Raw genomic sequence first — 22,625 nt, forward strand, 5'->3', positions numbered from 1 at the left:
CTCAGCGGCGCCGGAAGGCCAGCAGGGCGATGTCGTCCTCCGCGGCTTCGCCGAAGCGCTCCAGCAGCTGGTCGCACAGGGTCTCCAGGTCGGCGTCGTGGACGACCGCCGTGCGCAGCGACTCCATGCCGTCGTCGATCACGATGCCGCGGCGCTCGATCAGGCCGTCCGTGACCAGGAGCACCAGCGTGCCGGGCGCCACGGTCAGCTCCGTGGCCGGTGGGCGGGGCAGGCCGATGCCCAGCAGCGGGCCGGCGATCTCGACGTAGCGGGCGCCGGTCGCGTCGGCGAGCAGGGGCGGGATGTGGCCGGCGTTCGCGATCTCCACCGCGCCCGACGCCGGGTCGATCACGACCAGGCAGAGCGTGGTCAGGCTGCGCGGGTGGTAGCGGCGCAGCATGGCGTCCAGCCGGTGCAGGATCTCCACCGGGCCGTGCCCTTCGACCGCGTACGCCCGCAGCGCATGCCGGACCTCGCCCATCACCGTGGCCGCCTCGATGGAGTGCCCGACGACGTCCCCGACGGCGATCAGGAGCCGGCCCCCGAGGTCGGACACCTCGTAGAAGTCGCCGCCGATCTCCGCGTTGTCGCTCGCGGGCGCGTACCGGGCGGCCATCTCCAGCTCGGGCCGGGCCGGCAGCTCCCGGGGCAGCAGGCTCCGCTGCAGGGTCAGGGCGAGCTGGTGCTCCTCGGAGAACGTCCGCATCGCCTCGCACGCGAGCGCGGTCGCCTGGCCCAGCTGCAGCAGCAGGTTGCGGTCGTCCTCGGACCGGATCGACCGCGCCGCCACCGTGATCGCGACGGGCAGCTGCGACGGGTTCGGGTAGGCCAGGGTCACCGTCGAAAGCCCGTCCGGGGTGGGGAAGACGGCGGACGCCGTCGCACCGTCGCCGACCTCCTTGGTGACCTGCTCCAGCGCGCGCAGGGTGTCCGCGCGGACAGCCGGCGGTTCGGCGGGGTCGTCGGTGGTCGCGGAGCGCACCAGGCCACGGTGGCTCGCGCTGACGACCGAGGCCGGCCCTTCGAAGATCGTCGCGGCCCCGGCCGCCGCCGCGACGAGGACGTCGTCGAACGTGCGGGCGCTGTTCATCGCCAGGGTGGCGCGGGTCAGCCGGCCCAGCCGCAGCGCCAGCCGTTCGGCGTGGCTCCGGGCCCGGTAGTACCGCAGGGCGGCCTCGACGGTCGCCACCAGCTCACCCGGGTCGACCGGTTCGACGAGGTAACCGTCCGCGCCGCGGTCGAGCCCGGTGGTGCGGTCCTCGACCTCGATGGCCGTGGCGGAGATGTGGATGACCGGCATCGCGGCCGTGCGCGGGTCGCCCTTGACCCGCTCGCAGACCTCGAACCCGCTCATGTCCGGCAGGTTGACGTCCAGCAGGACCATGTCGAGCTCGTCGGTGGCGAGGACGTCCAGGGCCTCCCGGCCGGTCCGGGCCTCGGTGACGCGGTAGCCGTTGCGGCGCAACCAGCTGCTGGTGAGGTACCGGCTCGCTTCGAGGTCGTCGACGACCAGGATGCTGGCCCGCCCGGCCGTGGTGTCGTCTTCGGGGGAACTCATCTGGGCACCGTCCTGGCCACGACCGCGAATGCTTCTCCGATGGCGAGTTTGAGGGTTTCCGGCGTGACCTGCGACTTGAGCAGCAGGCCCGCGCCGAGCCCGGTCCCCGTGAGGTCCAGTCCCTCCGGCGCCGAGGAGGTGACCACGACGACGGGGATGTCGCGCAGCCCGGGTTTCTCCCGCAGCACCTGGAGCACCTCCTTGCCGTTCATCCCCGGCATGAACAGGTCGAGGAAGATCAGGTCCGGCCGGTGCTCGTCGAGCACCTCGATCGCCTCCCGCCCGTCCGCGGCGTGCCGGACGTTGGCGGAGACGCCGTGGACCAGCCGCGCGAGCCGGTCGCGGAAGTCGGCGTCGTCGTCCACGATGAGCAGCGAGTCGACGCCGGCGGGGGTGGCCCGGCGCGGGTCGGGCCGCGGCAGCCGGAGCACGACGGTGGTGCCCCGGCCGTGCTCGCTCGACAGCGTCAGGCCGCCGCCCAGGATCTCCGCCAGCCGGCGGGCGTAGGGCAGGCCGAGCCCGGTGCCCGCGACGCCGACCTGCAGGTCGTGCTGCACCTGGTGGAACTCCTCGAAGACCCGCTCCTGGTGCTCGTCCGGGATGCCGATGCCGGTGTCCGAGACGGTGAACCGGACGGTGTCCTCGTCGGTGTCGATGGCCAGCCGGACTTCGCCGCGTTCGGTGAACTTGAGGCTGTTGGACAGCAGGTTGCGCAGGATCCGGACGAGCATCGTCTCGTCGGTGACCAGCGGCGGCGCCGGCACGGGCGCCTCGATCACCAGCTTGACCTCGCGCGACGTCACCGTCGAGCGCAGCGCGCCCCGCAGCTGCAGGCAGACCGCGGTCAGGTCGACCTGGGTCGGTTGCGCGACCAGCCGGCCGGACTCGGCCTTCGCCGTGTCCAGCAGCTCGTTGACCAGCGAGAGCAGCGTCGAGCCGGCGTCGTTGACGAGCGCCACCTGACGCTGCTGGTCCTCGGTGAGCGGGTCCGCGCCGGGGCCGGTGAGCAGGCGCGCGAGGCCGATGACGGAGTTGATCGGCGCCCGCAGCTCGTGGCTGATGTTGGACCAGAACCGGGTCTTGGCTTCGCTGGCCGCCTTGAGCTGGCTCGATTTTTCGTTCAGCTCGGCGTAGAGCGCGACGACGCCGCGGTTGGTCTCCTCCAGCTCTTCGGAGAGTTCCTTGTAGAGCGCGACGACACCGTGGTTGGTCTCTTCGAGCTCTTCGTTGACCCGCATCAGTTCCTGGCTCTTCGCTTCGAGGCTTTCCAGCGTTTCGAGCAGTTCCTGGTTCTGCGCCCGCAGCTCGTCCATCGGCGTGCTGACCCCGCGCTGTTCCAGGACCTCGCGCAGCCGGGCCAGATCGGCGGCGGTGGGGGTGCGCGCCGCGGGAGAGCGCAGTTTGTGCAGGGAGACGACGTTCTGGTCGTTCTCCCGGCTGACGCGCACGTTGTCCATCAGCCGGTCCGCGGTGTCCCGGCCGACCCGGAGCACGGTCTCGGCCGCGGCGCCGTGCCACGTGAACTCGACGACGAGCGCGGGCGGCGCCTCCTGCAGGACGAACCGCACGGTGGCCTTCACCCCGGCGTGCACCAGATCGCGCCCGAGGTCGCTGAGGACGGTGGCGACCCGGATCTGGTCCTGGCTCTCCAGGCCCACCGCGGCGGCGACCTCGCGGCCGCACCGGCGGACGGTGAACACGTCGGTCTCCGCGCTGACCGGCAGCCGGATGAGCTCGTCGCGGGCCCGGGCGGTCATGGGCGTGGTTTGCCGACCAGCACGCCGGCGTCGTCGTTGCGGACCCCGGCGTCGCGCAGCAGCGCCGCCGCGATCGCGAGGGGAGTGGCGGCGAACAGGCGGTCGCGGCCGTCCACGCTCCACCGCTCGGTGAGGCCGTCGGAGTGCAGGACCACCGTCGCGCCGGGCGGCAGCTCGTAGTCGAACGCGCGGATCGTGCGGGCCTGGTGCCCGGCGACCCCGGGCGCCGAGATCATGCCCTGCTTGCGCCCGCCGGCGACCACGGAGCCGGCGATGTTGCCCAGGCCGGCGAACCGGACCGAGCCGGCGGCGACGTCGACGTCCGCCACGGCGACCGCGCCGCCGCGGGTCCGGCGCAGGCCTTCGTGGATCTGCTTCACCACTGCCTCCGGCCGGTCCGTCGCGCGTGCGCAGAAGATGTCGGCGGCGGCCCGCGAAGCCGCGGCCGCCAGCGGGCCGTGACCCGACCCGTCGCACATCATCAGCCGGAGCCGGCCGGGCCCGCCGTGCACAGCGTAGGTGTCGCCGCAGACGTCCTCACCCCCGATCGGGCGGGTGATGCCGGCCGTGTCGGCGTCGGGGATCTCCGTGAGCGGCGCGCGCCCGGGGTGGAACCGCGCGGTCACGACGGTGCCGCGGCCGGGTTCGGACAGCACCGAGGTGGTGTCGGCGAGCCGGCGCACGGTACCCATGCCGACCCCGAGCGTCCCGGTGGTGGACTCGCCGTCCCGGCCCGACGCGACGGCGTCGGTCATGCCGGGGCCGCGGTCGAACGCGACGACCTCGACCGCGGCCTGCGTGACCGCCCGGACGGACCGGACGACCAGGACGCCCTCGGTGGCGTGCTTCACGAGGTTCGTCGCGAGTTCGGTGACGGCGAGGCCGACCTCGGCCACCCGGACCTCGTCGAAGCCCAGCTGGGCGGCGAGCGTGGCCGCGGTGCGCCGGGCCCGGCCGTGGGCCGTGTCGTCCTCGACCCGGATCCAGGCGAAGTCCTCGGTGACCGGCAGGCAGTCGGCGGTGGTCATCGGGCCCACTTGACGACGGCGATGTCCGTGCCGCGCCCGACCTCGGTGTCCAGGTCGAACTGGTCCACCAGGCGCTTGGCGCCGCCCAGCCCGAGGCCGAGGCCCTTGCCGCTGCTCCAGCCGTCGGCCAGGGCCACGGTGACGTCCGGGATGCCGGGTCCGTCGTCGTGGAAGCGGGCCCGGACGCCCTTGCGGCGGCCGTCGGTGACCTCCTCGACGCTGGCCGTCCCGCCGCCGCCGTAGATCAGGGTGTTGCGGGCGAGCTCGCTGGTGGCGGTGACCAGCTTGGTCTGGTCCACCAGGGAGAGCTTGACCTGCAGCGCGTAGGTGCGGACGAGCTGGCGGACCCGGACGACGTCCTGGTCGGCCCGGATCACGATCTCCTCCGGCCCGCCGGCGGCGGTCATCCGGTCACCCGGACGGAATCAGCGTCCGACGCCCCCTTGTTCCGCGCGGCGGTGAGTGAGTTCAGGACCTTGATCCCGCGGTCGAGGTCGAGCGCGGTGCGCACGCCGCCCAGGGTCAGGCCGAGCTCGACCAGCGTGATCGCCACCGCGGGCCGCATGCCGACCACGACCGTCTCGGCGTCGAACAGCTTCGACAGCGACGCGATGGTCGCGAACATCCGGCCGATGAACGAGTCGACGATCTCGACCGCGGAGATGTCGATGACCACGCCGGACGCGCCGGTCGTGCTGATCTTGTCCGCGAGATCCTCCTGCAGCGCCAGCACACTCTGGTCCTGCAGGTCGATCTGGATGGAGACCAGCAGCATGTCGCCGATCTTCAGGATGGGGACACGGTCCATCAGAGGGTCCGTTCCCGTGATCGGCGGGTCACCACGACGCCTTCGCGCTGCAGGGCGTGCCGGAGGGCGTCGGCCAGCTTGGCCTTCGTGGTGATGTCGCCGAACTCGATGCCGAGCGCGACGATCGTCTGCGCGATCTGCGGCCGGATGCCCGAGATGATGCACTCGGCGCCCATCAGCCGCGCCGCCACGACCGTCTTGAGCAGGTGCTGCGCGACCTGCGTGTCGACGGCCAGCACCCCGGTGATGTCGATGATCGCGTGCTCCGAGCCGGTCTCGACCAGCGCCTCGAGCAGCTTCTCCATCACGACCTGGGTGCGCGCGGAGTCGAGGGTGCCGACCAGCGGCACCGCCAGCACGCCCTCCCACAGCTTCACCACCGGCGTGGTCAGCTCGAGCAGCTGCTCGGACTGCTCCCGGATGATCTCCTCGCGGGCGGAGGCGTACGTCTCGAACGTCCACAGCCCCAGCGTGTCGAGCAGGTTCGAGAAGGTCAGCACCTCGCGGAAGGAGCTGTCGTCCTTCTCGGTCAGCTCGGAGACGGCCTGCTTCAGGGCGAACACGCCCGCGGCGGTCTCGGACGGGCTGAAACCCTGCCGGGCGCGGGTGCGCGAAAGGTCGCCCAGCTGCGCCTTGAGCTCGGTGTACTCGGGCTTGGACAGGTCGCCGTCCAAGGAGAACACGGCCGTGATCGCGGTGTACAGCTCGCCGAGGTCGCGTTCGAGCTCGGTGGTGGTCAGCCGGCCCCGCAGGGCCGAACCGGCGAGCTCGGTCCAGCGGCGGACCAGCCGTTCCCGCTCCGTTCCGAGCAACTCAGCCAGCCGTTGGGGCTGCCCGCTTTCGCCTGCCACAGTTTCTCCTCGCGACGTCCTCGTGTGGTGCAGACACTAGCCGGTCGCCCCGGCGTACCTCCGTGTCACAAGGCGTAATCCCACGTGGCCGGAAGTTGGTACACGATTAACGACCACCCGCCTGCACCGCCCGCCATCAGCCCGCGCGCCCCCACCGCCCGAACGCCGTTGTTCGCAATTTTCCGCCGCCGGATTTCCCTCCGGCCACGGCGGTCAGCTGCGCAGCAGGACGACGCTGGCCTTCGCGATCGTCTTGTCGCCCGACGTCACCCGGCAGGTCGTGAACACCGCGCGGCGGCCCGCTCGGTCGACCGTCGCCTCGATCTCCAGCCAGCTGCCGACGGCGGCCGTCGAGAGGAAGTCGACCGTGGCGCTGACCGTCTGGACCACCGCGCCTTCGCCGATCACGCGGCGGGCGGTGCGGCCGGCGGCGACGTCGGCCAGCGTCATCAGGAAGCCGCCGTGCACCGTGCCCAGCACGTTCCGGTGCTCGTCGCGGACGTGGACGCCGAGGACGCCCTCGTCGTTGACGTGGATCGGGCCCACCTGCGCGACGAACGGCGAGGACACCAGCAGCTCGAAGCCGGGCGGGGTTTCGCGAGCGCGAGGTGTCGGTTCGGGCATGTCCAGACGGTACCCGTGGTCACGAACGTCAGATGGCGGTGCGGCCGCCGTCGACGGCGATGGTCGCGCCCGTGACGTAGCTCGCCTTGGGGGAGGCCAGGAACGAGACCACTTCGGCGATCTCGGCCGGGTCGGCGGCACGCTTCATCGCGGTCGTCTCGGCGAGCGCGTCGAACAGGTCGCGCGCCTCCGGGCGCGTGTAGACCGGGCCCGGCGCGACGGTGTTGAAACGGACGCCGCGGCCGCTGTACTCGGCCGCCCAGCCCCGCGTCAGTGCGGCCAGCGCCGCCTTCGTCGCGCCGTACGCGGCGCCGTTCACCAGGCCGACGGTGCCGGCCATGCTGCCCAGCGAGATGACGCTGCCCGACCCCTTCGCCGCCATCGCCGGGGCGAACGCGGCCACCAGCAGGAACGGGGCACGGACGTTGCCGGCGAACATCGCGTCGTAGTCGGCGAGCTCCAGGTCCTCGGTCGGGGCCCAGACCGACCGCCCGGCGTTGTTGACCAGGACGTCGATCTCGCCGGCCGACGCCGCGAGCCGGTCAATGGCGGCCGGGTCTTCGAGATCGGCCTCGACGAACCGGGCCCGGCCGCCCGCGGCGGTGATCTCGTCGACGGTCGCGGCGCCGCGACGGGCGTCGCGGCCGACGACGATGACGGTCATCCCGTCGGCGGCCAGCTTCTTCGCGACGGCTTTGCCGATCCCGGACGTCGCGCCGGTGACCAGGGCGGTGGTGGGCTGAGCGGACATGGTCGGCACCTTCCGAAGTTGTCATCCAGACCGGTCTGTCTGGCAAGAATCAACGTAGACAGACCTGTCTGACTGCGTCAAGCGTGACGCTCGCCTCAGCACAGACAGACCGACCTGTCTGCTATGGTGTGCGCATGTCCGAGAAGGCACCGTCACCCCGGGAACGCAGCGCGGCCGCGCGGGCGCGGCTGCTGGCCGCCGCCGACGAGCTGTTCTACGCCGAGGGGGTGCAGTCGGTCGGGATCGACCGGGTCATCGAGCACGCGGGCGTCGCCAAGGCGACGCTCTACAGCGCGTTCGGCAGCAAGGACGGCCTCGTCCGCGCCTACCTGGAAGCCCGCCACGCCGCCACCGCCGACCGGATGGCCCGCGAGCTCGAAACCCGTTACGCCACCGCGAAAGAGCGGCTCGTCGGCGCGTTCGAGGTGCAGGGTCTTTCGTTCACCGAGCCGGGGTTCCGGGGCTGCGCCTTCGTCAGCGCGAGCGCCGACGCCCCGCCGGGCGGGGTCGTCGAGCAGACCGCGGCCGACTACCGCACCTGGCTGCACGACCTGTTCTCCGACCTCGCGCGGCAGGCGCACGCGAAGGACCCGAAGCTGCTCGCGCAGCAGCTCGTGCTGCTCTACGACGGCGCCGGCATCAGCGCGTGGATGGACCGCGACCCCGGCGCCGAGTCGGCCGCCCGCTCGGTCGCCGCCGCTCTGGTGGACGCCGCCGTCGCGGACTGATCACGCCGCGGCGGGTGCCGGCCGGAAACCCTTGGCCACCGGCGCTTCCCGCTCGACGGCGCCCGTCATCGTGGCGAGCGTGACCCCGGGCTCACCATGGACGGCACCTTCGGCGCGTTGCGGGGGTACGCCTCCGGCTGAGCGACGTCGGCCGAGCGGGCGCTGGATCCCGCCATCGTGCTTGCGCGGCAGACGCGCCGGTGAGCGTCCCCTTCCGTCCTCAAAGGACTCCGGCGGAACCACTCGCCTGGCTGAGGGTCATCCGCCCCGCCCAGGCTTAGGCTGGACCCGGCGCACCGTCGACTGAGCGGGGTGACGAGATGGCCGAGGGCTACCCACCGGGCTGGCAGGTCCGCTACCGGGGGCGCGGAGACCGAGCGGGTGCCTCCCGCGAACGCATCGGCACGATCGCCGGCCCCAGCCTGCGCGACGAGCACACCAGCACCACGTGGGTCCGCGTCCGCCCGTTCTGCGCCACCCCCGACACCCCGCTGCGCCTGATCCGCGCCACGGACATCCTGGACGCCCGCCCCCCGGGCGAGCCGATCCCCCCGACCCCACTGGCCGACGTCGTGGAAGACCACCCCACGGTGGTGGTCGAGCTACCGAGCCGAGGTCCGGCGACTTAGCTGTCGCTCCACGGGAGTGTTTGGGCGGGTTAGAACTCACTTTCACTCACGACCGCCGGGGCTTTGTGGCTTTGGTGTGGCCGGTCCGACTGTTCAGGCGGACGAGTCGCGTACCTGGCCGGTCGGTTCCCGTGCTTGGGCGGTTGGTTCGCGTATCTGGATGGACGACTCGCGTACTTGTGCGGACGACTCGCGTATCTGGGCGGACGACTCGCGTACTTGCGAAGTCGGTTCGTATGTCTGGATGGTCGACTCGCGTACTCGGGCGGACGACTCGCGTGCCCGCGAGGTCGGTTCGTGTCCTTGGTGGGTCGGCTCGTCTGTCTAGATAGGCAACTCGCGTGATTGGAGGGTCGGCTCGTGTGATTGCGAGGTCGGCTCGTGTGTCTAGGTGGGCGACTCGCGTGATTGGAGGGTCGACTCGTGTGTCTGGGCGGACGACTCGCGTGAGTGGAGGGTCGACACGCGTGATTGCCGAGTCGGCTCGTGTGATGGGGAGGTCGACTCGCGTGATTGCCGGGGCGACACGGGCTGGGTCAGGGGGCTGGAGTGGGGGTTTGGCCTGGTCTGAACTGGACCAGCAGCGCGGTCGCCGTGGCGCAGACCAGGTCTCCTGCTCGTAGCTCGCCCGTGGCGTGGAGCTTGCGGCCGTCGCGGGTGGTGAGGCGGCCTTCCGCCGTCAGCGGGACTCCGTAGGGCGTGCCGTGGCGGTAGTCGACCGTCAGGGAGGCCGTCATGCCCGGGAAGCCCGCCGCGGCGGTGGCGCGGCCCAGGACGTGGTCCAGGATCGCCGCGACCCAGCCGCCGTGGACGCGGCCGGGCGGGCCTTCGTGCGCCGGGCCGAGGACCACCTCGGCGCGGACGGCGTCCGGGCCGACGTGGACCCACGACACCGGCGGCGCCAGCGGGTTTCCGGGCCCTTCGACCGGGTTGTTGATGCTCAGGTGCCCGCCGCCTTCGAGCGCGGCGAGCAGCAGCGGCGGCTCGCCGCCGGCCGCGCGCAGCGCCTCGGTGACGTCTTCGATGCGCTCCGCGGCGGCCACGAGGCCGTCCTCGTCGCGCACGCACACCGCGGCGTCGATCAGCTCCCGGATCCGGGCGGCGAGCAGGGCCCGCGCGGGCGGCACGCCGGTGACCACCGGGAAAGCGCCCCTGAGCTGTGGTTCGGCCATCGCCCTCCCGCCCGCGGAAACTAGAACGTGTTCCACATTAGCAGGCGGTGCCCGGGGTCAGGACATCTTCAGCGCGTCGTCCACGGTCGGGGCGAGGGTGATCAGGTCGTGGGCGCCGGCGAGCCGGATGGTCTTGAGCACGGTGGGGCCCTCGGCGACGACGCGCAGCCCGGTGGGGACGTCGTCGGCGTCGCGGCTCGCCCGCACGATGGCGTTGATGCCGCTCGAATCGAGGAAGGTCACCCCGGTCAGGTCCAGCACGACGGGCCCGGCCGCGGCGGCTTGGACGGCGGTCAGGGTCCGGCTGAACTCCGGCACGGTCAAGAGGTCGAGCTCGTCGGACACGGCGACGATCACGGCGTCACCGCGGCGGCTGACACTGCACTGGAAGGCCGGCTGCTCGTCCGGGATCACCAGCGGCTCGGGGGGTTCGTTGCTGGGCACGGTTCAAGTCTCTCCCGGCGGCCCGGCGTCCGCAGCGTGGTGCCCGGGTTCCGGTGCCCGCCGTCACTCGGGCAGCGCCGCGCCCGAGGTCACGGTGCGCAGGCCCGCCCGCAGCAGCCGGGCGATCTGCGGCGTCGTCCAGCCGGTGCGGGTGGCGAGTTCGGCGGTGGTGAGGCGGTCCACGGCGGTGGACCACAGGGCGAAGCGCTGACGCGGCGGCAGCAGCGTCACCTCGTCGAGCAGCACCGCGTCGTGCAGGGCCGCGTCGAGCCGCTCACGGTCGATCCGCGGGGCCAGGTCCGCCCGCAGCGCCGCCAGCACGCGGGCCCGCACCCGCCGCCCGGCGGCGACGTCCCGGCAGCGCCGGTCCAGCTCCGGTGCCGCGTCGAGGACCCGGCGGCACAACGCGGTGCTCGTCCGCCGCGAGCGCCCGGTCTGCTTCGCGACGCGGTAGACCAGCGTCAGCATCCGCTCGGGCAGTTCGGGAACGGCGGAGCGCCACGCGGCCGTGGTCAGCATTCCTTCGCCAGCACGACGGTCCGGGCCTGGTCACCGGGCAGGTGACTCAGCAGCCAGGTGAGCTCGGCGGCGTCGATCAGCCCGGCGTCGGCCGCGCGGATCCAGGCGCAGGCGGCGCGCCGGGTGAACTCCGGCGTGAGGAGGGGTTTCGTCGCGTGCTGAACGCCGGCCATGGCTGCTCCCGATCGGCGAAATGGTGCGTGTTCGGCCACCGGGGTCCAGGGTTGCCTCGACGTCGTGTTCCCTCCGGAGTTTAACGCCCGCCGGCGCCCGCCGCAGCAGTGGTCAGCACTCAGCGTGAACCACCGTGCGCGGTCGGGTTGCGGTCGTGGGTCCGCGCTGGTCCTGGCGGTTCACTACCCGTCGACGGCCGCCGCGGCGGTGGTCGCGACCCCAGGCGTGAACCCGCCGCGGTGGTTGGTTGCGGTCGTGGGTTCGCACCGGTCTCGGCGTTGCCAGGACCCGTTGCCGCGCGGTGTTCCGCTGTGCGGCGGTCGGGTGCGGTCATGGGTCCGGGCCGGTCCCGACTGTCCGCAACCCGCCGCGGCGGTGGTCACGACCCCAGGCGTGAACCTGCCGCGGTGGTTGGTTGCGGTCGTGGGTTCGCACCGGTCCCGGTGTCGCCAGGACCCGTTGCCGCGCGGTGTTCCGCTGTGCGGCGGTCAGGTGCGGTCGTGGGTCCGCGCCGGTCCCGGCGTTGTCAGGACCCGTTGCCGCGGTGGTCGAGTTCCCAGCCGGCCGGCGTTGCCAGGGTCGTTCACCGGGAGCCGGTGGGCCTCACGTCCCCAGGGTGAAGCGCTGTGCGGTGGTCGAGTTGCAGTCGTGGATGCGCAGCCGGTCGCCGGCCTGGCCTGCGTTGTCCGGGTCGTCCAGGCAGCGCCCCGACGCGACGTTGCGCAGCGCTCCGCCCGGTGCCGGGGTCCACTGCTGGGCGGCGGTTCCGTTGCAGTCCCACAGCTGGACCGGCGTGTCGTTCGCGGTGCTCGCGTTGGGGACGTCGAGGCACTTCCCCAGCGTCCGCAGCGACGTGTCGCCCGGTGCGCTCCACCGCTGGGCGTCGGAGCCGTTGCAGCCGTACAACTGCACCGCGGTGCCCGACGCGGGGTAGGCGCCGGCGATGTCGGCGCAGAGCCCGGCCGGGCCGGTGACCGGCGCGGGCGGGAACTGCCACGCCTGGTCCGCGGTGTCGGCGCAGTCGGCCAGGCGCATCCCGTCGCCCGCCGTTGTGGCGGCCAGGCAGCGGGTCCCGTTCACCAGCTTGCCCGCGCTGGTCAGGCTCCACGCCTGCGCGGCCGACCCGTTGCAGGTGTAGAGCTGCACCGGCGTGCCCGCGGCCGTCCCGCCGCCGGCGACGTCGAGGCACTTGCCGAGCGCGTGCACCGCGCCGGTGGACGGCGGCGTGAACTGCTGGCCCGCCGTGTGGTCGCAGGCGGCCAGCTCCAGCGTCGTCCCGTCGGCCGTCTGTCCGTTGTGGACGGACAGGCAGAGCCCGCCCCGCCCGTTCACCTGGCCGGCGGCGGGGTTTCCGGTGGCCGTGCCGGTCAGGGTGACGGTGTGCCGGGTGGTCGACGGCAGGCTCGCCGTCGACACCGTGACCGTACGGGAGTTGGTGTTGTACGCCCAGGCCGTCTCGGGCAGCCGCTGACCGTCGACGGAAACCGCGGTCGGCGCGGCCGAGTTGGCCAGCCGGAGGGTGTAGGCGCGCGCCGGGGCGCTGCCGGAGGCCGGGTCGACGGTGAGCGTCTTCGCCGAATCCTGCCAGCCGAACCGGGTGGTCGACGACGTCCCGGCGCCCTCGCCGGAGTCCTCGTACAGCGAGAAGTTCCCGTCGGCGCCCGCGGTCACGTTCAGGGTGAGCTGGTCGAGCGGCGCGGCGGCGTTGTCGGTGTAGTTCGTGCGGATCGGCACGACGCCGCCCGCCTTCACCAGCACCGGCATCTCCGACAGCGGCTTGGTGATCGTTGCCGTCGACGGTCCCGTGTAGACGGTCCCGGTGAAGTAGTCGGTCCAGGTGCCCGGCGGGATCCACGCCGAGACCGAGCCGCCGGCCGCGGTGATCGGCGCGACGAGGACGTTGTCGCCGTACAGGTACTCCTGCGGGTGGGTGTAGGCCGCGTCCTGGTCCGGGTAGTTCAGGTAGAGCGGCCGGGTGATCGGCACGCCGGTCTGGTTCGCCTGCTTGGCGAGCGTGTAGGTGTAGGGCACCAGCGATTCGCGCAGCCGCAGGAACTTCTCCGCGCTGTCGCCCGCCGCGCCGGGGTAGTCCCACGGCAGCCGGTCGCCGTGGTCGGAGTGCAGCCGGTCGACCGGCTGGAACGTGCCCAGCTGCAGCCACCGGGCGTAGAGCTCGTCGGGCAGGTGGCCACCGTGGAAGCTGCCGATGTCGTGGCTGACGTTGCTGAGCCCGGCCGCGGCCTCGTCCGGCGTGAAGTGGGCTTCGTAGGCCAGCATGTCCCAGCTCAAGGGCGTGTCCCCGGTGAACTGGAGGGTGTTGCGGCGCTCCGACCACGGGCCGAGCGGGTAGCTGCTGTGGATGCCGCCCTGCTCGGCGCCGCCGATGCGGCCGAAGGAGAACCCGCGCAGGCCCTGGGCCGCCGCGTGGTCGGCGTAGGCCTGGTTGATGAAGTTGTCCGGCGCCACGCCCGGGTCCGAGGCCGTCGAGCGGCCGCAGGTGGTGCAGTAGTCCAGCCACCACGTCCGGACGCCCTGGGCGTCGAACGGCTTGTGCAGGTCGAAGTAGGACCGCAGGTGCGCGGGGTTCGACCAGTCCCAGACGTAGTTCGAGCCGTCGGGGATCAGCCCGCCCGCGGTCGAGTTCGCCGCCGCGAACTTCGGGTCGTTGCCCGCGATGGACGTGTGGATGTTGAGCGAGACGGCGAGGCCCTGCTGTTTGGTCCAGTTCAGGAACCCTTGCGGGTCCGGGAAGAGCCCGGTGTTCCAGTTCCAGCCGTTCCACTGCGACGGCGACTTCCAGTCGGTGTCGACGACCAGCCAGTCGATCGGGGTGAACGTCGAGCGGAACTTCGGCAGCAGCGAGGTGCGGTAGTCGTTGTCGGAGTAGGCGAAGTAGCGGGAGAACCAGACGCCGTAGGCCGAGCGCGGCAGCAGCGCTGTGCCGCCGGTCAGGGTGTTGAGATCGGTCAGGCCCTGCTTGAAGTCCTTGCCGTACCCGAAGAAGTAGCCGTCCTGGTAGGGCTGCGCGCCGTGCGACGGCCGGTCCGTGACGGTGCGGTCGGCGTTGAGCACGGCCGAGCGCGTGTCGTCGAGCAGGTACCAGCCGTCGCGGTCGAGCAGGCCGGGGTGCTGCGGCGTCGGGACGGCCTCCGGGTTGTCCAGCGAGCGGTCCCAGCCGCCGAGCACGGACTTGGGGCCGGCGCCGTAGGCGGTGCTGAGCAGCGACGTGTCGGCGGCGGGGTAGGCCCCGGTGGCCGTGGTGACGGCGAGACTGTCGAGGTTGACGTTGCCCGAGTCGCCGCTCTTGCGGTCGATCCGGACGGCGTTCGTCCCGGCGTTCAGCGGGACCGTGACCGACGCGGTCGCCCAGGTGTTCCAGGACGACGTCGCCGGCAGCGAAAGCTTCGGCCCCGGCGCGCCGTTGACCGTGGTGGACAGGGTGCGGGTGGTGGTCTGGCCGTCGCCGCCCTGCGCGTTCGCGTACCGGACGGTGAGCCGGTACTGCCCGGCCGACGGCGCCGCGGAGACGTCCTGCGCGAGCGACGCCCCGACGGAGGTGAACCCGGCGAGGAAGCCCGAGCCCGTGTTGCCGGTGTGGTCGTAGGCGGTCGACGCCGAGCCGCCCGGGACGCCGTTCTCGGCCTCGCAGGCGGTGGCGAACGCGCAGTACGACGGGAACAGCGGCTGCGCGGTGACGTTCGTGGCGGTGAGCTGCACCGAGGTGTTGTCCCGGGTGAACGGCCCGCTGTTCTGCCGGTACCGCAGTGTCAGGCCCGCGGTCCGGATCTCGCGGAAGCCGCCGGTCACCGTGGTCGTGTAGGCGGGCTCGGGGATCGACCGGTTGACGGCGGTGAAGGTGGCCAGGTCCTGGAACCGGTCGTCGCCGGCGTATTCGAGCCGGATCAGCGTCGGCGAGAGCACCTCGAACCGCGCGTGCCCGTCCTGGACGACGCTTTGGCTCTGCAGCTGCGGTTTCGCCTCCTGCGCGGTGGCGACGCCGGTGAACGTGACGACGCCGGTCAGGAGCGCCACGATGGTCTGGACCGTCTTCAGCGACTGTGCTCGGAACACGCGCACTCCCTTGTCCACGCTCCGCCTGATCCCGTTGCCGATCCACTGTCGGGGTTGTCCACAGGACAAGTCAGCCGCCGAATGCAGCAGCCACCGGTCAAAGCAGGCTCGCCACCGCCTGGGCGAACGCTTCGGGCGCTTCCTGCGGGGCGTTGTGGCCCACGCCGTCCAGCAGCCGGTGCTCGTACGGCCCGGTGAACTGCTCCCGGTCGCCGGACGAGCTCGGCCCGAGCAGGCCGTCGGCGCCGGTCTCCAGCATGACCGCCGGCACGGTGATCGGCGGCTGCCGCGCGATCAGGTCCTCCAGCCCCTGGTAGCGCGGATCTCCTTCGGCCAGGCCGTAACGGTGCCGGTAGGAGTGGATCACGACGTCGACGAAGTCGGGGTTGTGCAGACTCGGCGCGCTCGCCGGGAAGGCCGCCGCGGCACCGGACCACGTGGGCGACCAGGTCCGCCACAGGAACGCGCACAGCTCCTCGCGGTGGCGGTCCAGACCACGGCGGCCGCGCTCGGAGTGGAAGTAGTACTGGTACCAGAACGTGGCTTCCCACTCGGGTTTCGCGGGCTCGTCGGCGCCGGCGATGTCCTGGACGTTGTACCCGTCGACGGTGACCAGGCCGCGCACGCGCTCCGGGTGCACGGCGGCCGTGATGCACGCCGCCCGCCCGCCCCAGTCGTACCCGGCGAGGACCGCGGTGCCGATGCCGAGGGCGTCCATGAACTCGACGAGGTCCTGGGCCAGCGCGGCCTGCTGCCCGGATCGCGGGGTGGCCGCGTCGCGGAACGACGTGGCGCCGAACCCGCGGAGGTAGGGCGCCACCACCCACGCGCGGCCGGCCAGGAGCTCCGCGACGTCGTCGTAGGCCCGGACGTCGTAGGGGAAGCCGTGGAGCAGGATCACCGGGGACGCGCCGGGGGAGCCGGTGTGTTCGTACGCGACGTCCAGGGTCGGGGTGGCGACCCGGCCGGTCGAAGAGAAGCCCATCCGCGGATCCTCGCACGGAGGGGTGACGTTTACCTCCGAGGGAATTGGTTCGGCTCCGCCGTTGCCGCAGACTTCGGGGCATGACGCTTGATACGCGGACGGTGGCCGACGTCGGCCCCCTGCTGAAACACTGGCGCGGCGCCCGGCGGCTGAGCCAGCTGGCGCTGGCCGCCGAGGCCGCGGTGTCGATCCGGCACCTGAGCTTCCTCGAGACCGGGCGCGCGAAACCCAGCCGCACGATGGTGCTCAAGCTCGCCGAGGTGCTCGACGTGCCGCTGCGCGAACGCAACACGTTGCTGCTCAGCGCCGGGTTCTCCCCCGAGTACCCGGAGTCCGCATTGGACGCGCCGGAGCTCGCCGCCGTCCGCGAGGCGCTCGAAACCATCCTCGCGCAGCAGGAGCCGTTCCCGGCGCTGGTGATGGACCGGAGCTGGGACATCCGGCACACCAACACCGCGGCCCGCCGGTTCTTCGCCTTCCTCCAGGACGGGCGGACGGCGACCCCGCCCGGGCCGTCGAACGTGCTGCGCCGGATGTTCCACCCCGACGGCGTCCGCCCGAACGTGACGAACTGGCCCGACGTCGCGGAGGCGTTGGTCCGGCGCGCCCGCCGCGAGGCGATCGGCGGGGTCACCGACGAGCGCGCCCAGCGGATCCTCGACGAGGTGCTGGACTACCCCGGGGTGCCGGCGTCGCTGCGGTCGCTCGACGCGACGACGCCGGTGCTGCCGATCGTGCCGATCCGCTACGCCCGCGGCGACCGGCAGTTCGACTACTTCTCGACCGTGACGACGCTCGGCACCCCGCAGGACGTGACGCTGCAGGAGCTGCGGATCGAGTGCTTCTTCCCGATGAACGACGAGACCCGGGAGCACGCGCGCCACCTCGCCGATCAGTGAGTCTCGTTGGACAAGTGGACAAGTGTCCGCTACCTTCGATTAAGCGGACACATGTCCGCATGAATCGACGGGAGTGTGTCATGTCAGGCATCGAGGGCAAGGTCGTCGCCATCACGGGGGCGAGCGGCGGCATCGGCGAAGCCGTGGCCCGCCTGCTCGCGGAACGCGGCGCGGCGGTCGTCGTCGGCGCGCGCCGGGCGGATCGCCTGGACGAGCTGGTCGCGGACATCACCGCCCGCGGCGGGCGGGCCGTCGCGTGCGCCACCGACGTCACCGTCCAGGCCGACGTCGAACGGCTCGTCGCCCGGGCCGTCGAGGAGTTCGGCCGGCTCGACGTGTTCGTGGGCAACGCCGGGATCAGCAAGATCGGCCCGGTGGCGGACCTCGACGTCAGCGGCTGGTCGGCGATGATCGACGTCAACCTCCGCGGGGTGCTGCACGGGATCGCCGCCGCGCTGCCGGTGTTCCGGCAGCAGGGCCGGGGACACCTGGTGACGACGGTGTCGACGGCCGGGCTGAAGATCACGTCCACGATGGCGGTGTACGCCGCCACCAAGAACGCCGTCCGCACCCTGCTGGAGGGACTCCGCCAGGAGTCCACCGACGGCGTCCTGCGGACCACGGCGATCTCCCCGGGTTTCGTCCGGACCGACCTGGCCGACTCGATCGACAACCCCGAGGTGCGCGCGGAGATCCGCCGGGGCATCGACGAGTTCGCGATCGCGCCGGCCGCGGTGGCTCGTGCGGTGGTGTTCGCGGTGGAGCAGCCGTACGACGTGGAGATCGGTGAGCTGGTCATCCGGCCCACCGTGCAGGGCTAACCGATCTCCGCCAGCACCTCGCGGACCCGGTCGCGCAGCCAGCGGTGGGCCTTGTCGTTCTCGTAGCGCTGGTGCCAGGACACCACCAGCGGCACCGGCGGGCGGGGCATCGGCAGGGGCACGATCACCAGGCCCAGTGCCTCGATCACGCCCGCGCACATGCCTTCCGGCACCGCCGTGACGAACTCGCCGAGCCGGACCACGCCGAGTGCGGCCGTGGTGGTCGGCACGGTCGCGACGACCCGCCGCTCGAGGCCGCTCTCGGCCAGGACGTCGTCCATCGGGTCGCGCAGCCGGCCGCGCCTGCTGATCCGGACGTGCAGCGCGTCGGCGTAGCGCCGCAGGGTCGGTTTCCGTTTGGCGAACGGGTGATCCGGTGCGACGGCGAGCACCAGCCGGTCCTCGAAGAACGTCTCCGACCGGATCTCCGGGGAGTCCGGGGCCGCGCTGCCGAGCTCGAGGTCGACCTGACCGCGGCGCAGCTCGTGGGTGTCCACACTGGACTCGGCGAGCAGCCGCAACCGGGCGCCCGGTGCCGCGTGGCGGACCGCCGCGATGAGGCCGGGACCCAGCGCGGTGGTGATCGCGTCGTGGCAGACCAGCGTGAACACCCGGTCGAGCGCGGCGAGGTCGAGCGCCCGTTCCGGCGCGAGCACGCTTTCGGCCTGCTGCACCAGATCGCGGACCTGGGCCCGGATCGCCAGCGCGTACGGCGTCGGGGTCATCGTCCGCCCGGTCCGGACCAGGATCTCGTCGCCGGTGACGCGCCGGATCCGCCCGAGCGCCCGGCTCACCGCGGGCGGCGACAGGTGCAGGCGATCCGCGGCCGCGGCCACGCTGCCCTCCTCGAGCAGCGCGTCCAGCGCCGTGAGGAGGTTCAGGTCCAGGTGCATGCCGCGAAGCGTACTGGCGCCGCGGTCACCGGACGGGACTCGCGCGGGTCCGGCCCGCCTCGGGCGGTCGCAGCACCCACCAGCGCAGGGCGGCGAACCGGCCGGCCCCGCCGACCGCGCTGAGCACCAGGATGGCCAGGGTCTCCGGCAGCACGCCCGGCCGGGGGACGATCAGGGGGAGCACGAGCAGGCCCGCCGACGTCGCCCCGCTGGACCACGCCCAGCTCGCCAGGTTCTGCACGGCCTTGCGCGCCGGGACCGCGCTCGCACGGGAAAAGGTGAACCGCCGGTGCAGCTCGGTCCCGGCGACCGTCGTCACCGCGTTGGCGAGCAGCGTGGCGACGACGGGAGCCAGCACGGTGCGCAGCGTCCAGTAGACGGCGAACGTCCCGGCCGTGGCCGTCGACCCGGCCAGGACGAACTTCGCACCCTGCAGGACGAGCTGCCGGGGCGCGGTTCCGCTGGGCCGGGCGGCATCGGTCATGGCTCCGATGGTGCCCCGCCCGCGGCCGCGAAACGTCTTCCAGGCGCGCCGATCGCGTCCCGGGGTAGCGCCTGCACCACCCCCGGAACTCCGGTCAGCTGGCTCGTGACCGCGCCGGATCGTCCCTAGGTTTTCCTTACTTCCGAGAGGGGCAACCAAAAATGAGCAGCACCTTGAGCCGCCGGGTCATCGCCTTGACGGTGGCCGGCGGCATCGCACTGACCGCGGCGGCCGGACCCGCCGCCGCGGCCGCGCCGGACGGCCTGGCCGAGCTGGCCCAGCGGACCGTCGACGCGGGAGCGCCGGGCGTCGTCGTCCGGGTCGGCACCGGCCACGGGCCGCCGGTCGAGCTGGCCCGGCAGGCGCCGTGGACCACGGCCGACCACCGGCTGAGCCCCGGCGACGAACTCCGCGTCGGGTCGAACACCAAGACGATGGTCGCGACCATGGTGCTGCAGCTGGTCGCCGAGAACCGGCTCAGCCTGGCGGATCCGGTCGAGAAGTGGCTGCCGGGCCGGGTTCCCGGCGGCGGCGCGATCACCCTGAGGATGTTGCTCAACCACACCAGCGGGCTGTTCGACAACACCGACGACGAGGAGGTCCTCGAGTCGGTGTTCGGTCTCCGGCAACGGCCGTGGACCGCGGACCGGCTCCTGGCCGCCGGGACCCGGCACCCGGCGTTGTTCCCGCCAGGGGAGAAGTGGTCCTACAGCAACACGAACTACGTCGCCCTGGGACTCGTGCTGGAGAAGGCCACCGGCCGGACCCTGCCCGCGTTGTTCCGGCAGCGCCTCTTCCAGCCCCTCGGCTTGAGGGACACGTACTACGGCTCCCCTGACCGCCGGAAGCTCGCGCACGGCTACGAACCCGACGCCGCGCACCTCAAGGAGCTGATCCCGGACCTGCCGGACGGCTTCCGTTTCGTAGGACCGGAACACGACGGCCACGCCGACGTCACCGGGATCGACCCGGACTGGGCCGGCGCCGCGGGCGGGGTCGTGTCGACCGCGCGCGACTGGGACCGGTTCCTCACGGCGCTGCTCTCCGGCCGGCTGCTGCCGCCGGCCCAGCTGCGGGAGATGAAGACGATGATCCCGGCCGACCCGGCGCATCCGGAGGCGGGGAGCTACGGGCTCGGGCTGGCCCGGCTGGACACGCCGTGCGGTCCGGTCTACGGCCACACCGGCGGCATTCCGGGCTACCGGTCCGACCTGTTCACCGACAGCACGGGCAGCCGCAGCGTCGAGGTGTTCGTCACCGAGCAGCAGGGGCTCGCCGAGCCGGACCTCGCTGCCGCGCACCAGGCCCTGGTCACCGGTGCGGTGTGTGCCATGTACGGGAAAACTAGCCCGTGAGCGCCTGGGTGCCGAGGACGGTGAGCAGCGCGAGGCGCTCGGCGTCCTCGGTGCCGGGCTCGGCGGTGTAGAGCATGACGCGCTGGTCGCTGCCGGCCACGGTGAGCGTGTCGCAGTCCAGCGTCACCGGGCCCACCCGCGGGTGGTCGACGACCTTCCGGGCGGTCTCGTGGTGCCCGACCGCACCGGAGTCCCACAGCTCGCCGAACCGGTCGCTGTGCGCGCGCAGCTCGGCGACCAGCCGGCGCAGCCCGCCGTCGGCGGGGTAGCGCCCCGCGGCGGCGCGCAGGTCGGCGACCAGCATCGCTTCCATCGCCCGCTGCGACTCCGGCGTGTGCCGGACCCGGGTGCCCGGGCCGAGCAGGTTGCGCCACACGGCGTTGCGCTCGTGCCCGCGCCACCCGGACGGGTCGCCCATCAGCGCCGCGTACGGCGGGTTGGCGACCAGCAGCGTCCAGCCCGCGTCGTACACCGCGGCGGGCGTCCCCTCGAGCCGGTCCATCAGGCGCTGGACGCTCGGGGTGATGCGGGCGGGCACCGTGTCGGGGCCGGGCGGGGTGAGGCCGGCCAGGTGGAAGAGGTGTTCACGCTCGGTCGAGGACAGGCGCAGGGCCCGCGCCAGGGTTTCGATGACCTGGCCCGAGGGGTGGGACGCGCGGCCCTGTTCGAGACGGGTGACGTAGTCGGCGGAGATCCCGGCCAGCATGGCCAGCTCCTCGCGCCGCAGGCCGGCTGCGCGCCGCTGCCCGCCGGCGGGCAGCCCGACGGTCTCGGGCGCGACCCGGTCACGCCAGCGCCGCACCGCCTGCCCGAACTCCGCCTTCGCCATGCCCTCCAGTGTGCAACGCGGGCGACGGAACTGCCTGGTACCAGCGGTCCCAGGAAGACCCGGCGACTGGCTGCCCGGCGCGTCCCGGCCGAACCTGGATCCCATGACACTCACCGAATCCCCGGCCTGGTTCATCACCGGCTGCTCCACCGGCCTCGGCCGCGCGCTGGCCACCCACGTCCTGGACCGCGGGTGGCGCGCGGCGGTCACCGCCCGCGACCCGGAGACGGTCGCGGACCTCGTCGCCCGCCACGGCGATCGCGCGGTGGCCCTCGCCCTCGACGTCACGGATCCCGAGCAGGTCACCGCCGCGGTCAAGCGGGCGGAGGAGACCTTCGGCCGGATCGACGTCCTGGTCAACAACGCCGGCTACGGCTACCTCGCCGCCGTCGAGGAAGGCGACGACGCCGAGGTCCGCGCGCTGTTCGACACGAACGTCTTCGGCCTCGCCGCGGTGACCAGGGCCGTGCTGCCGGGCATGCGGGCCCGGCGGTCCGGCCACGTCGTCAACGTCTCTTCGCTCGGTGGTCTCGCCGGGTTCGGAGCCACCGGCTACTACCACGCGACCAAGTTCGCCGTGGAAGGCTTGTCGGAGTCCCTGGCCGCCGAGGTCGCGCCGCTGGGCATCGGGGTGACCATCGTGGAGCCCGGCGCGTTCCGCACCAACTGGTCCGGCCCGTCGATGAAGCAGTCCGCGACCCGCATCGAGGACTACGCCGAGACCGCGGGAAAGCGCCGCGAAGCGACGCTGGCCACGTACGGCAGCCAGCCCGGCGACCCGGCCCGCGCCGCCGAAGCCGTCGTCACCGCGCTCGAAGCCGACGAGCCACCGTTGCGGCTGCTGCTCGGCACGGCCGCTCTCGAAGTGGCCCGCGGCAAGGTCGAGGCCCTGCAGCGTGACTTCGCGCGGTGGGAGGAGCTCAGCCGGAGCACCGAGCTGTGACGTCCGCGTGGTGCTGCTGGCCCACGGCTTCGGCTGCGACCAGCACCTCTGGTGGCTCGTCGTCCCCGCGCTGGCCGGACGCTTACGGGTGGCGCTGTTCGACCACATCGGCGCGGGCCGGTCGGACGTCTCGGAGCGGTACGCCGGTCTCGGCGCCTACGCCGAGGACGTCCTCGAGATCTGCGCCGAGCTCGACCTGCGTGACGTGACGCTCGTCGGCCACTCCGTGTCGGCGATGATCGCCGTGCTGGCCGTGAACCGCGCGCCGGAGCGGTTCGCGAAGCTGGTGCTGCTCACGCCGT

At 72.6% G+C, this 22,625-nt stretch carries 23 protein-coding genes and 1 pseudogene; 7 read left to right on the forward strand and 17 right to left on the reverse strand.

The window, feature by feature from the left end; translation table 11 throughout:
- Position 1: 1 nt before the first annotated feature.
- From VA596_RS37860 to VA596_RS37895, 8 genes are all read right to left on the reverse strand, one after another.
- Positions 2-1,558: a fused response regulator/phosphatase gene (locus VA596_RS37860; protein WP_323333794.1), complete on the reverse strand. Its 1,557-nt coding sequence runs from the start codon at positions 1,556-1,558 to the stop codon at positions 2-4.
- Positions 1,555-3,315 (reverse strand): ATP-binding protein, encoded by a 1,761-nt coding sequence (locus tag VA596_RS37865; protein ID WP_323333795.1) that lies wholly within the window; start codon positions 3,313-3,315, stop codon positions 1,555-1,557. Before VA596_RS37865 ends, VA596_RS37860 begins: the two co-directional genes overlap by 4 nt.
- Positions 3,312-4,343 (reverse strand): ATP-binding SpoIIE family protein phosphatase, encoded by a 1,032-nt coding sequence (locus tag VA596_RS37870; protein ID WP_323333797.1) that lies wholly within the window; start codon positions 4,341-4,343, stop codon positions 3,312-3,314. Before VA596_RS37870 ends, VA596_RS37865 begins: the two co-directional genes overlap by 4 nt.
- A complete protein-coding gene (locus VA596_RS37875; RefSeq protein ID WP_323333799.1) occupies positions 4,340-4,750 on the reverse strand; it encodes an ATP-binding protein in 411 nt (136 codons plus the stop codon). The genes VA596_RS37870 and VA596_RS37875 overlap by 4 nt, the downstream gene beginning before the upstream one ends.
- Complete coding sequence (locus VA596_RS37880; protein ID WP_323333800.1) at positions 4,747-5,151, reverse strand: STAS domain-containing protein; 405 nt, start codon at positions 5,149-5,151, stop codon at positions 4,747-4,749. Before VA596_RS37880 ends, VA596_RS37875 begins: the two co-directional genes overlap by 4 nt.
- The gene (locus VA596_RS37885; RefSeq protein ID WP_323333802.1) at positions 5,151-6,002 is read right to left on the reverse strand and encodes an STAS domain-containing protein; all 852 of its coding nucleotides are present in this window, start codon (positions 6,000-6,002) and stop codon (positions 5,151-5,153) included. The genes VA596_RS37880 and VA596_RS37885 overlap by 1 nt, the downstream gene beginning before the upstream one ends.
- Positions 6,003-6,215: 213 nt before the next feature.
- Positions 6,216-6,626, reverse strand: coding sequence for a PaaI family thioesterase (locus VA596_RS37890; RefSeq protein ID WP_323333804.1), 411 nt, complete (start codon positions 6,624-6,626; stop codon positions 6,216-6,218).
- A gap of 28 nt (positions 6,627-6,654) precedes the next feature.
- Positions 6,655-7,377: an SDR family NAD(P)-dependent oxidoreductase gene (locus tag VA596_RS37895; protein WP_323333806.1), complete on the reverse strand. Its 723-nt coding sequence runs from the start codon at positions 7,375-7,377 to the stop codon at positions 6,655-6,657.
- Positions 7,378-7,511: 134 nt separating this feature from the next.
- Between VA596_RS37895 and VA596_RS37900 the strand changes: the two genes are divergently transcribed.
- Together VA596_RS37900 and VA596_RS37905 are read left to right on the forward strand one after the other, a co-directional pair.
- Positions 7,512-8,105 (forward strand): TetR/AcrR family transcriptional regulator, encoded by a 594-nt coding sequence (locus tag VA596_RS37900; RefSeq protein ID WP_323333807.1) that lies wholly within the window; start codon positions 7,512-7,514, stop codon positions 8,103-8,105.
- A 320-nt stretch (positions 8,106-8,425) separates the two neighbouring features.
- Positions 8,426-8,734, forward strand: a complete 309-nt coding sequence (locus tag VA596_RS37905) for a hypothetical protein (protein WP_323333808.1) — start codon at positions 8,426-8,428, stop codon at positions 8,732-8,734.
- A gap of 536 nt (positions 8,735-9,270) precedes the next feature.
- Here the strand turns inward: VA596_RS37905 and VA596_RS37910 are convergent.
- The 6 genes from VA596_RS37910 to VA596_RS37935 all read right to left on the reverse strand — a co-directional run bounded on the left by VA596_RS37910 (position 9,271) and on the right by VA596_RS37935 (position 16,099).
- Positions 9,271-9,906: a PaaI family thioesterase gene (locus VA596_RS37910; protein ID WP_323333810.1), complete on the reverse strand. Its 636-nt coding sequence runs from the start codon at positions 9,904-9,906 to the stop codon at positions 9,271-9,273.
- Positions 9,907-9,963: 57 nt separating this feature from the next.
- Complete coding sequence (locus VA596_RS37915; protein WP_323333812.1) at positions 9,964-10,350, reverse strand: STAS domain-containing protein; 387 nt, start codon at positions 10,348-10,350, stop codon at positions 9,964-9,966.
- A gap of 63 nt (positions 10,351-10,413) precedes the next feature.
- Positions 10,414-10,869 carry a hypothetical protein gene (locus tag VA596_RS37920; protein ID WP_323333814.1) on the reverse strand — a complete coding sequence of 152 codons (456 nt, stop codon included), beginning with the start codon at positions 10,867-10,869 and terminating at the stop codon, positions 10,414-10,416.
- Positions 10,863-11,042, reverse strand: a complete 180-nt coding sequence (locus tag VA596_RS37925) for a hypothetical protein (RefSeq protein ID WP_323333816.1) — start codon at positions 11,040-11,042, stop codon at positions 10,863-10,865. The genes VA596_RS37920 and VA596_RS37925 overlap by 7 nt, the downstream gene beginning before the upstream one ends.
- 604 nt (positions 11,043-11,646) lie before the next feature.
- Entirely contained in the window at positions 11,647-15,114 is a 3,468-nt protein-coding gene (locus VA596_RS37930; protein WP_323333818.1) for a ricin-type beta-trefoil lectin domain protein, read from the reverse strand.
- Between the two features lie 97 nt (positions 15,115-15,211).
- The gene (locus VA596_RS37935) at positions 15,212-16,099 is read right to left on the reverse strand and encodes an alpha/beta fold hydrolase (RefSeq protein ID WP_323333820.1); all 888 of its coding nucleotides are present in this window, start codon (positions 16,097-16,099) and stop codon (positions 15,212-15,214) included.
- Positions 16,100-16,179: 80 nt separating this feature from the next.
- On the opposite strand from VA596_RS37935, the gene VA596_RS37940 reads away from it, so the two are divergent.
- Together VA596_RS37940 and VA596_RS37945 are read left to right on the forward strand one after the other, a co-directional pair.
- Entirely contained in the window at positions 16,180-16,998 is an 819-nt protein-coding gene (locus VA596_RS37940; protein ID WP_323333822.1) for a helix-turn-helix domain-containing protein, read from the forward strand.
- 80 nt (positions 16,999-17,078) lie between these two features.
- Positions 17,079-17,819: an SDR family oxidoreductase gene (locus tag VA596_RS37945; protein ID WP_323333824.1), complete on the forward strand. Its 741-nt coding sequence runs from the start codon at positions 17,079-17,081 to the stop codon at positions 17,817-17,819.
- On the opposite strand, the gene VA596_RS37950 is transcribed toward VA596_RS37945, so the two are convergent.
- Positions 17,816-18,712 (reverse strand): LysR family transcriptional regulator, encoded by an 897-nt coding sequence (locus tag VA596_RS37950; RefSeq protein ID WP_323333826.1) that lies wholly within the window; start codon positions 18,710-18,712, stop codon positions 17,816-17,818. The genes VA596_RS37945 and VA596_RS37950 overlap by 4 nt on opposite strands.
- 25 nt (positions 18,713-18,737) lie before the next feature.
- Complete coding sequence (locus VA596_RS37955; RefSeq protein ID WP_323333827.1) at positions 18,738-19,196, reverse strand: GtrA family protein; 459 nt, start codon at positions 19,194-19,196, stop codon at positions 18,738-18,740.
- A gap of 161 nt (positions 19,197-19,357) precedes the next feature.
- Between VA596_RS37955 and VA596_RS37960 the strand changes: the two genes are divergently transcribed.
- On the forward strand, positions 19,358-20,551 hold the full coding sequence (locus tag VA596_RS37960) for a serine hydrolase domain-containing protein (RefSeq protein ID WP_323333829.1): 1,194 nt from the start codon (positions 19,358-19,360) through the stop codon (positions 20,549-20,551).
- Here the strand turns inward: VA596_RS37960 and VA596_RS37965 are convergent.
- The gene (locus VA596_RS37965; RefSeq protein WP_323333831.1) at positions 20,541-21,380 is read right to left on the reverse strand and encodes a helix-turn-helix transcriptional regulator; all 840 of its coding nucleotides are present in this window, start codon (positions 21,378-21,380) and stop codon (positions 20,541-20,543) included. The genes VA596_RS37960 and VA596_RS37965 overlap by 11 nt on opposite strands.
- Before the next feature lie 103 nt (positions 21,381-21,483).
- Between VA596_RS37965 and VA596_RS37970 the strand changes: the two genes are divergently transcribed.
- Complete coding sequence (locus tag VA596_RS37970) at positions 21,484-22,323, forward strand: oxidoreductase (RefSeq protein ID WP_323333833.1); 840 nt, start codon at positions 21,484-21,486, stop codon at positions 22,321-22,323.
- 10 nt (positions 22,324-22,333) lie between these two features.
- A pseudogene (locus tag VA596_RS37975) lies at positions 22,334-22,582 on the forward strand (alpha/beta fold hydrolase); the annotation flags it as partial.
- Positions 22,583-22,625: the final 43 nt, after the last annotated feature.

This window comes from Amycolatopsis heterodermiae (genome assembly GCF_034929455.1).
Classification (GTDB): domain Bacteria; phylum Actinomycetota; class Actinomycetes; order Mycobacteriales; family Pseudonocardiaceae; genus Amycolatopsis; species Amycolatopsis heterodermiae.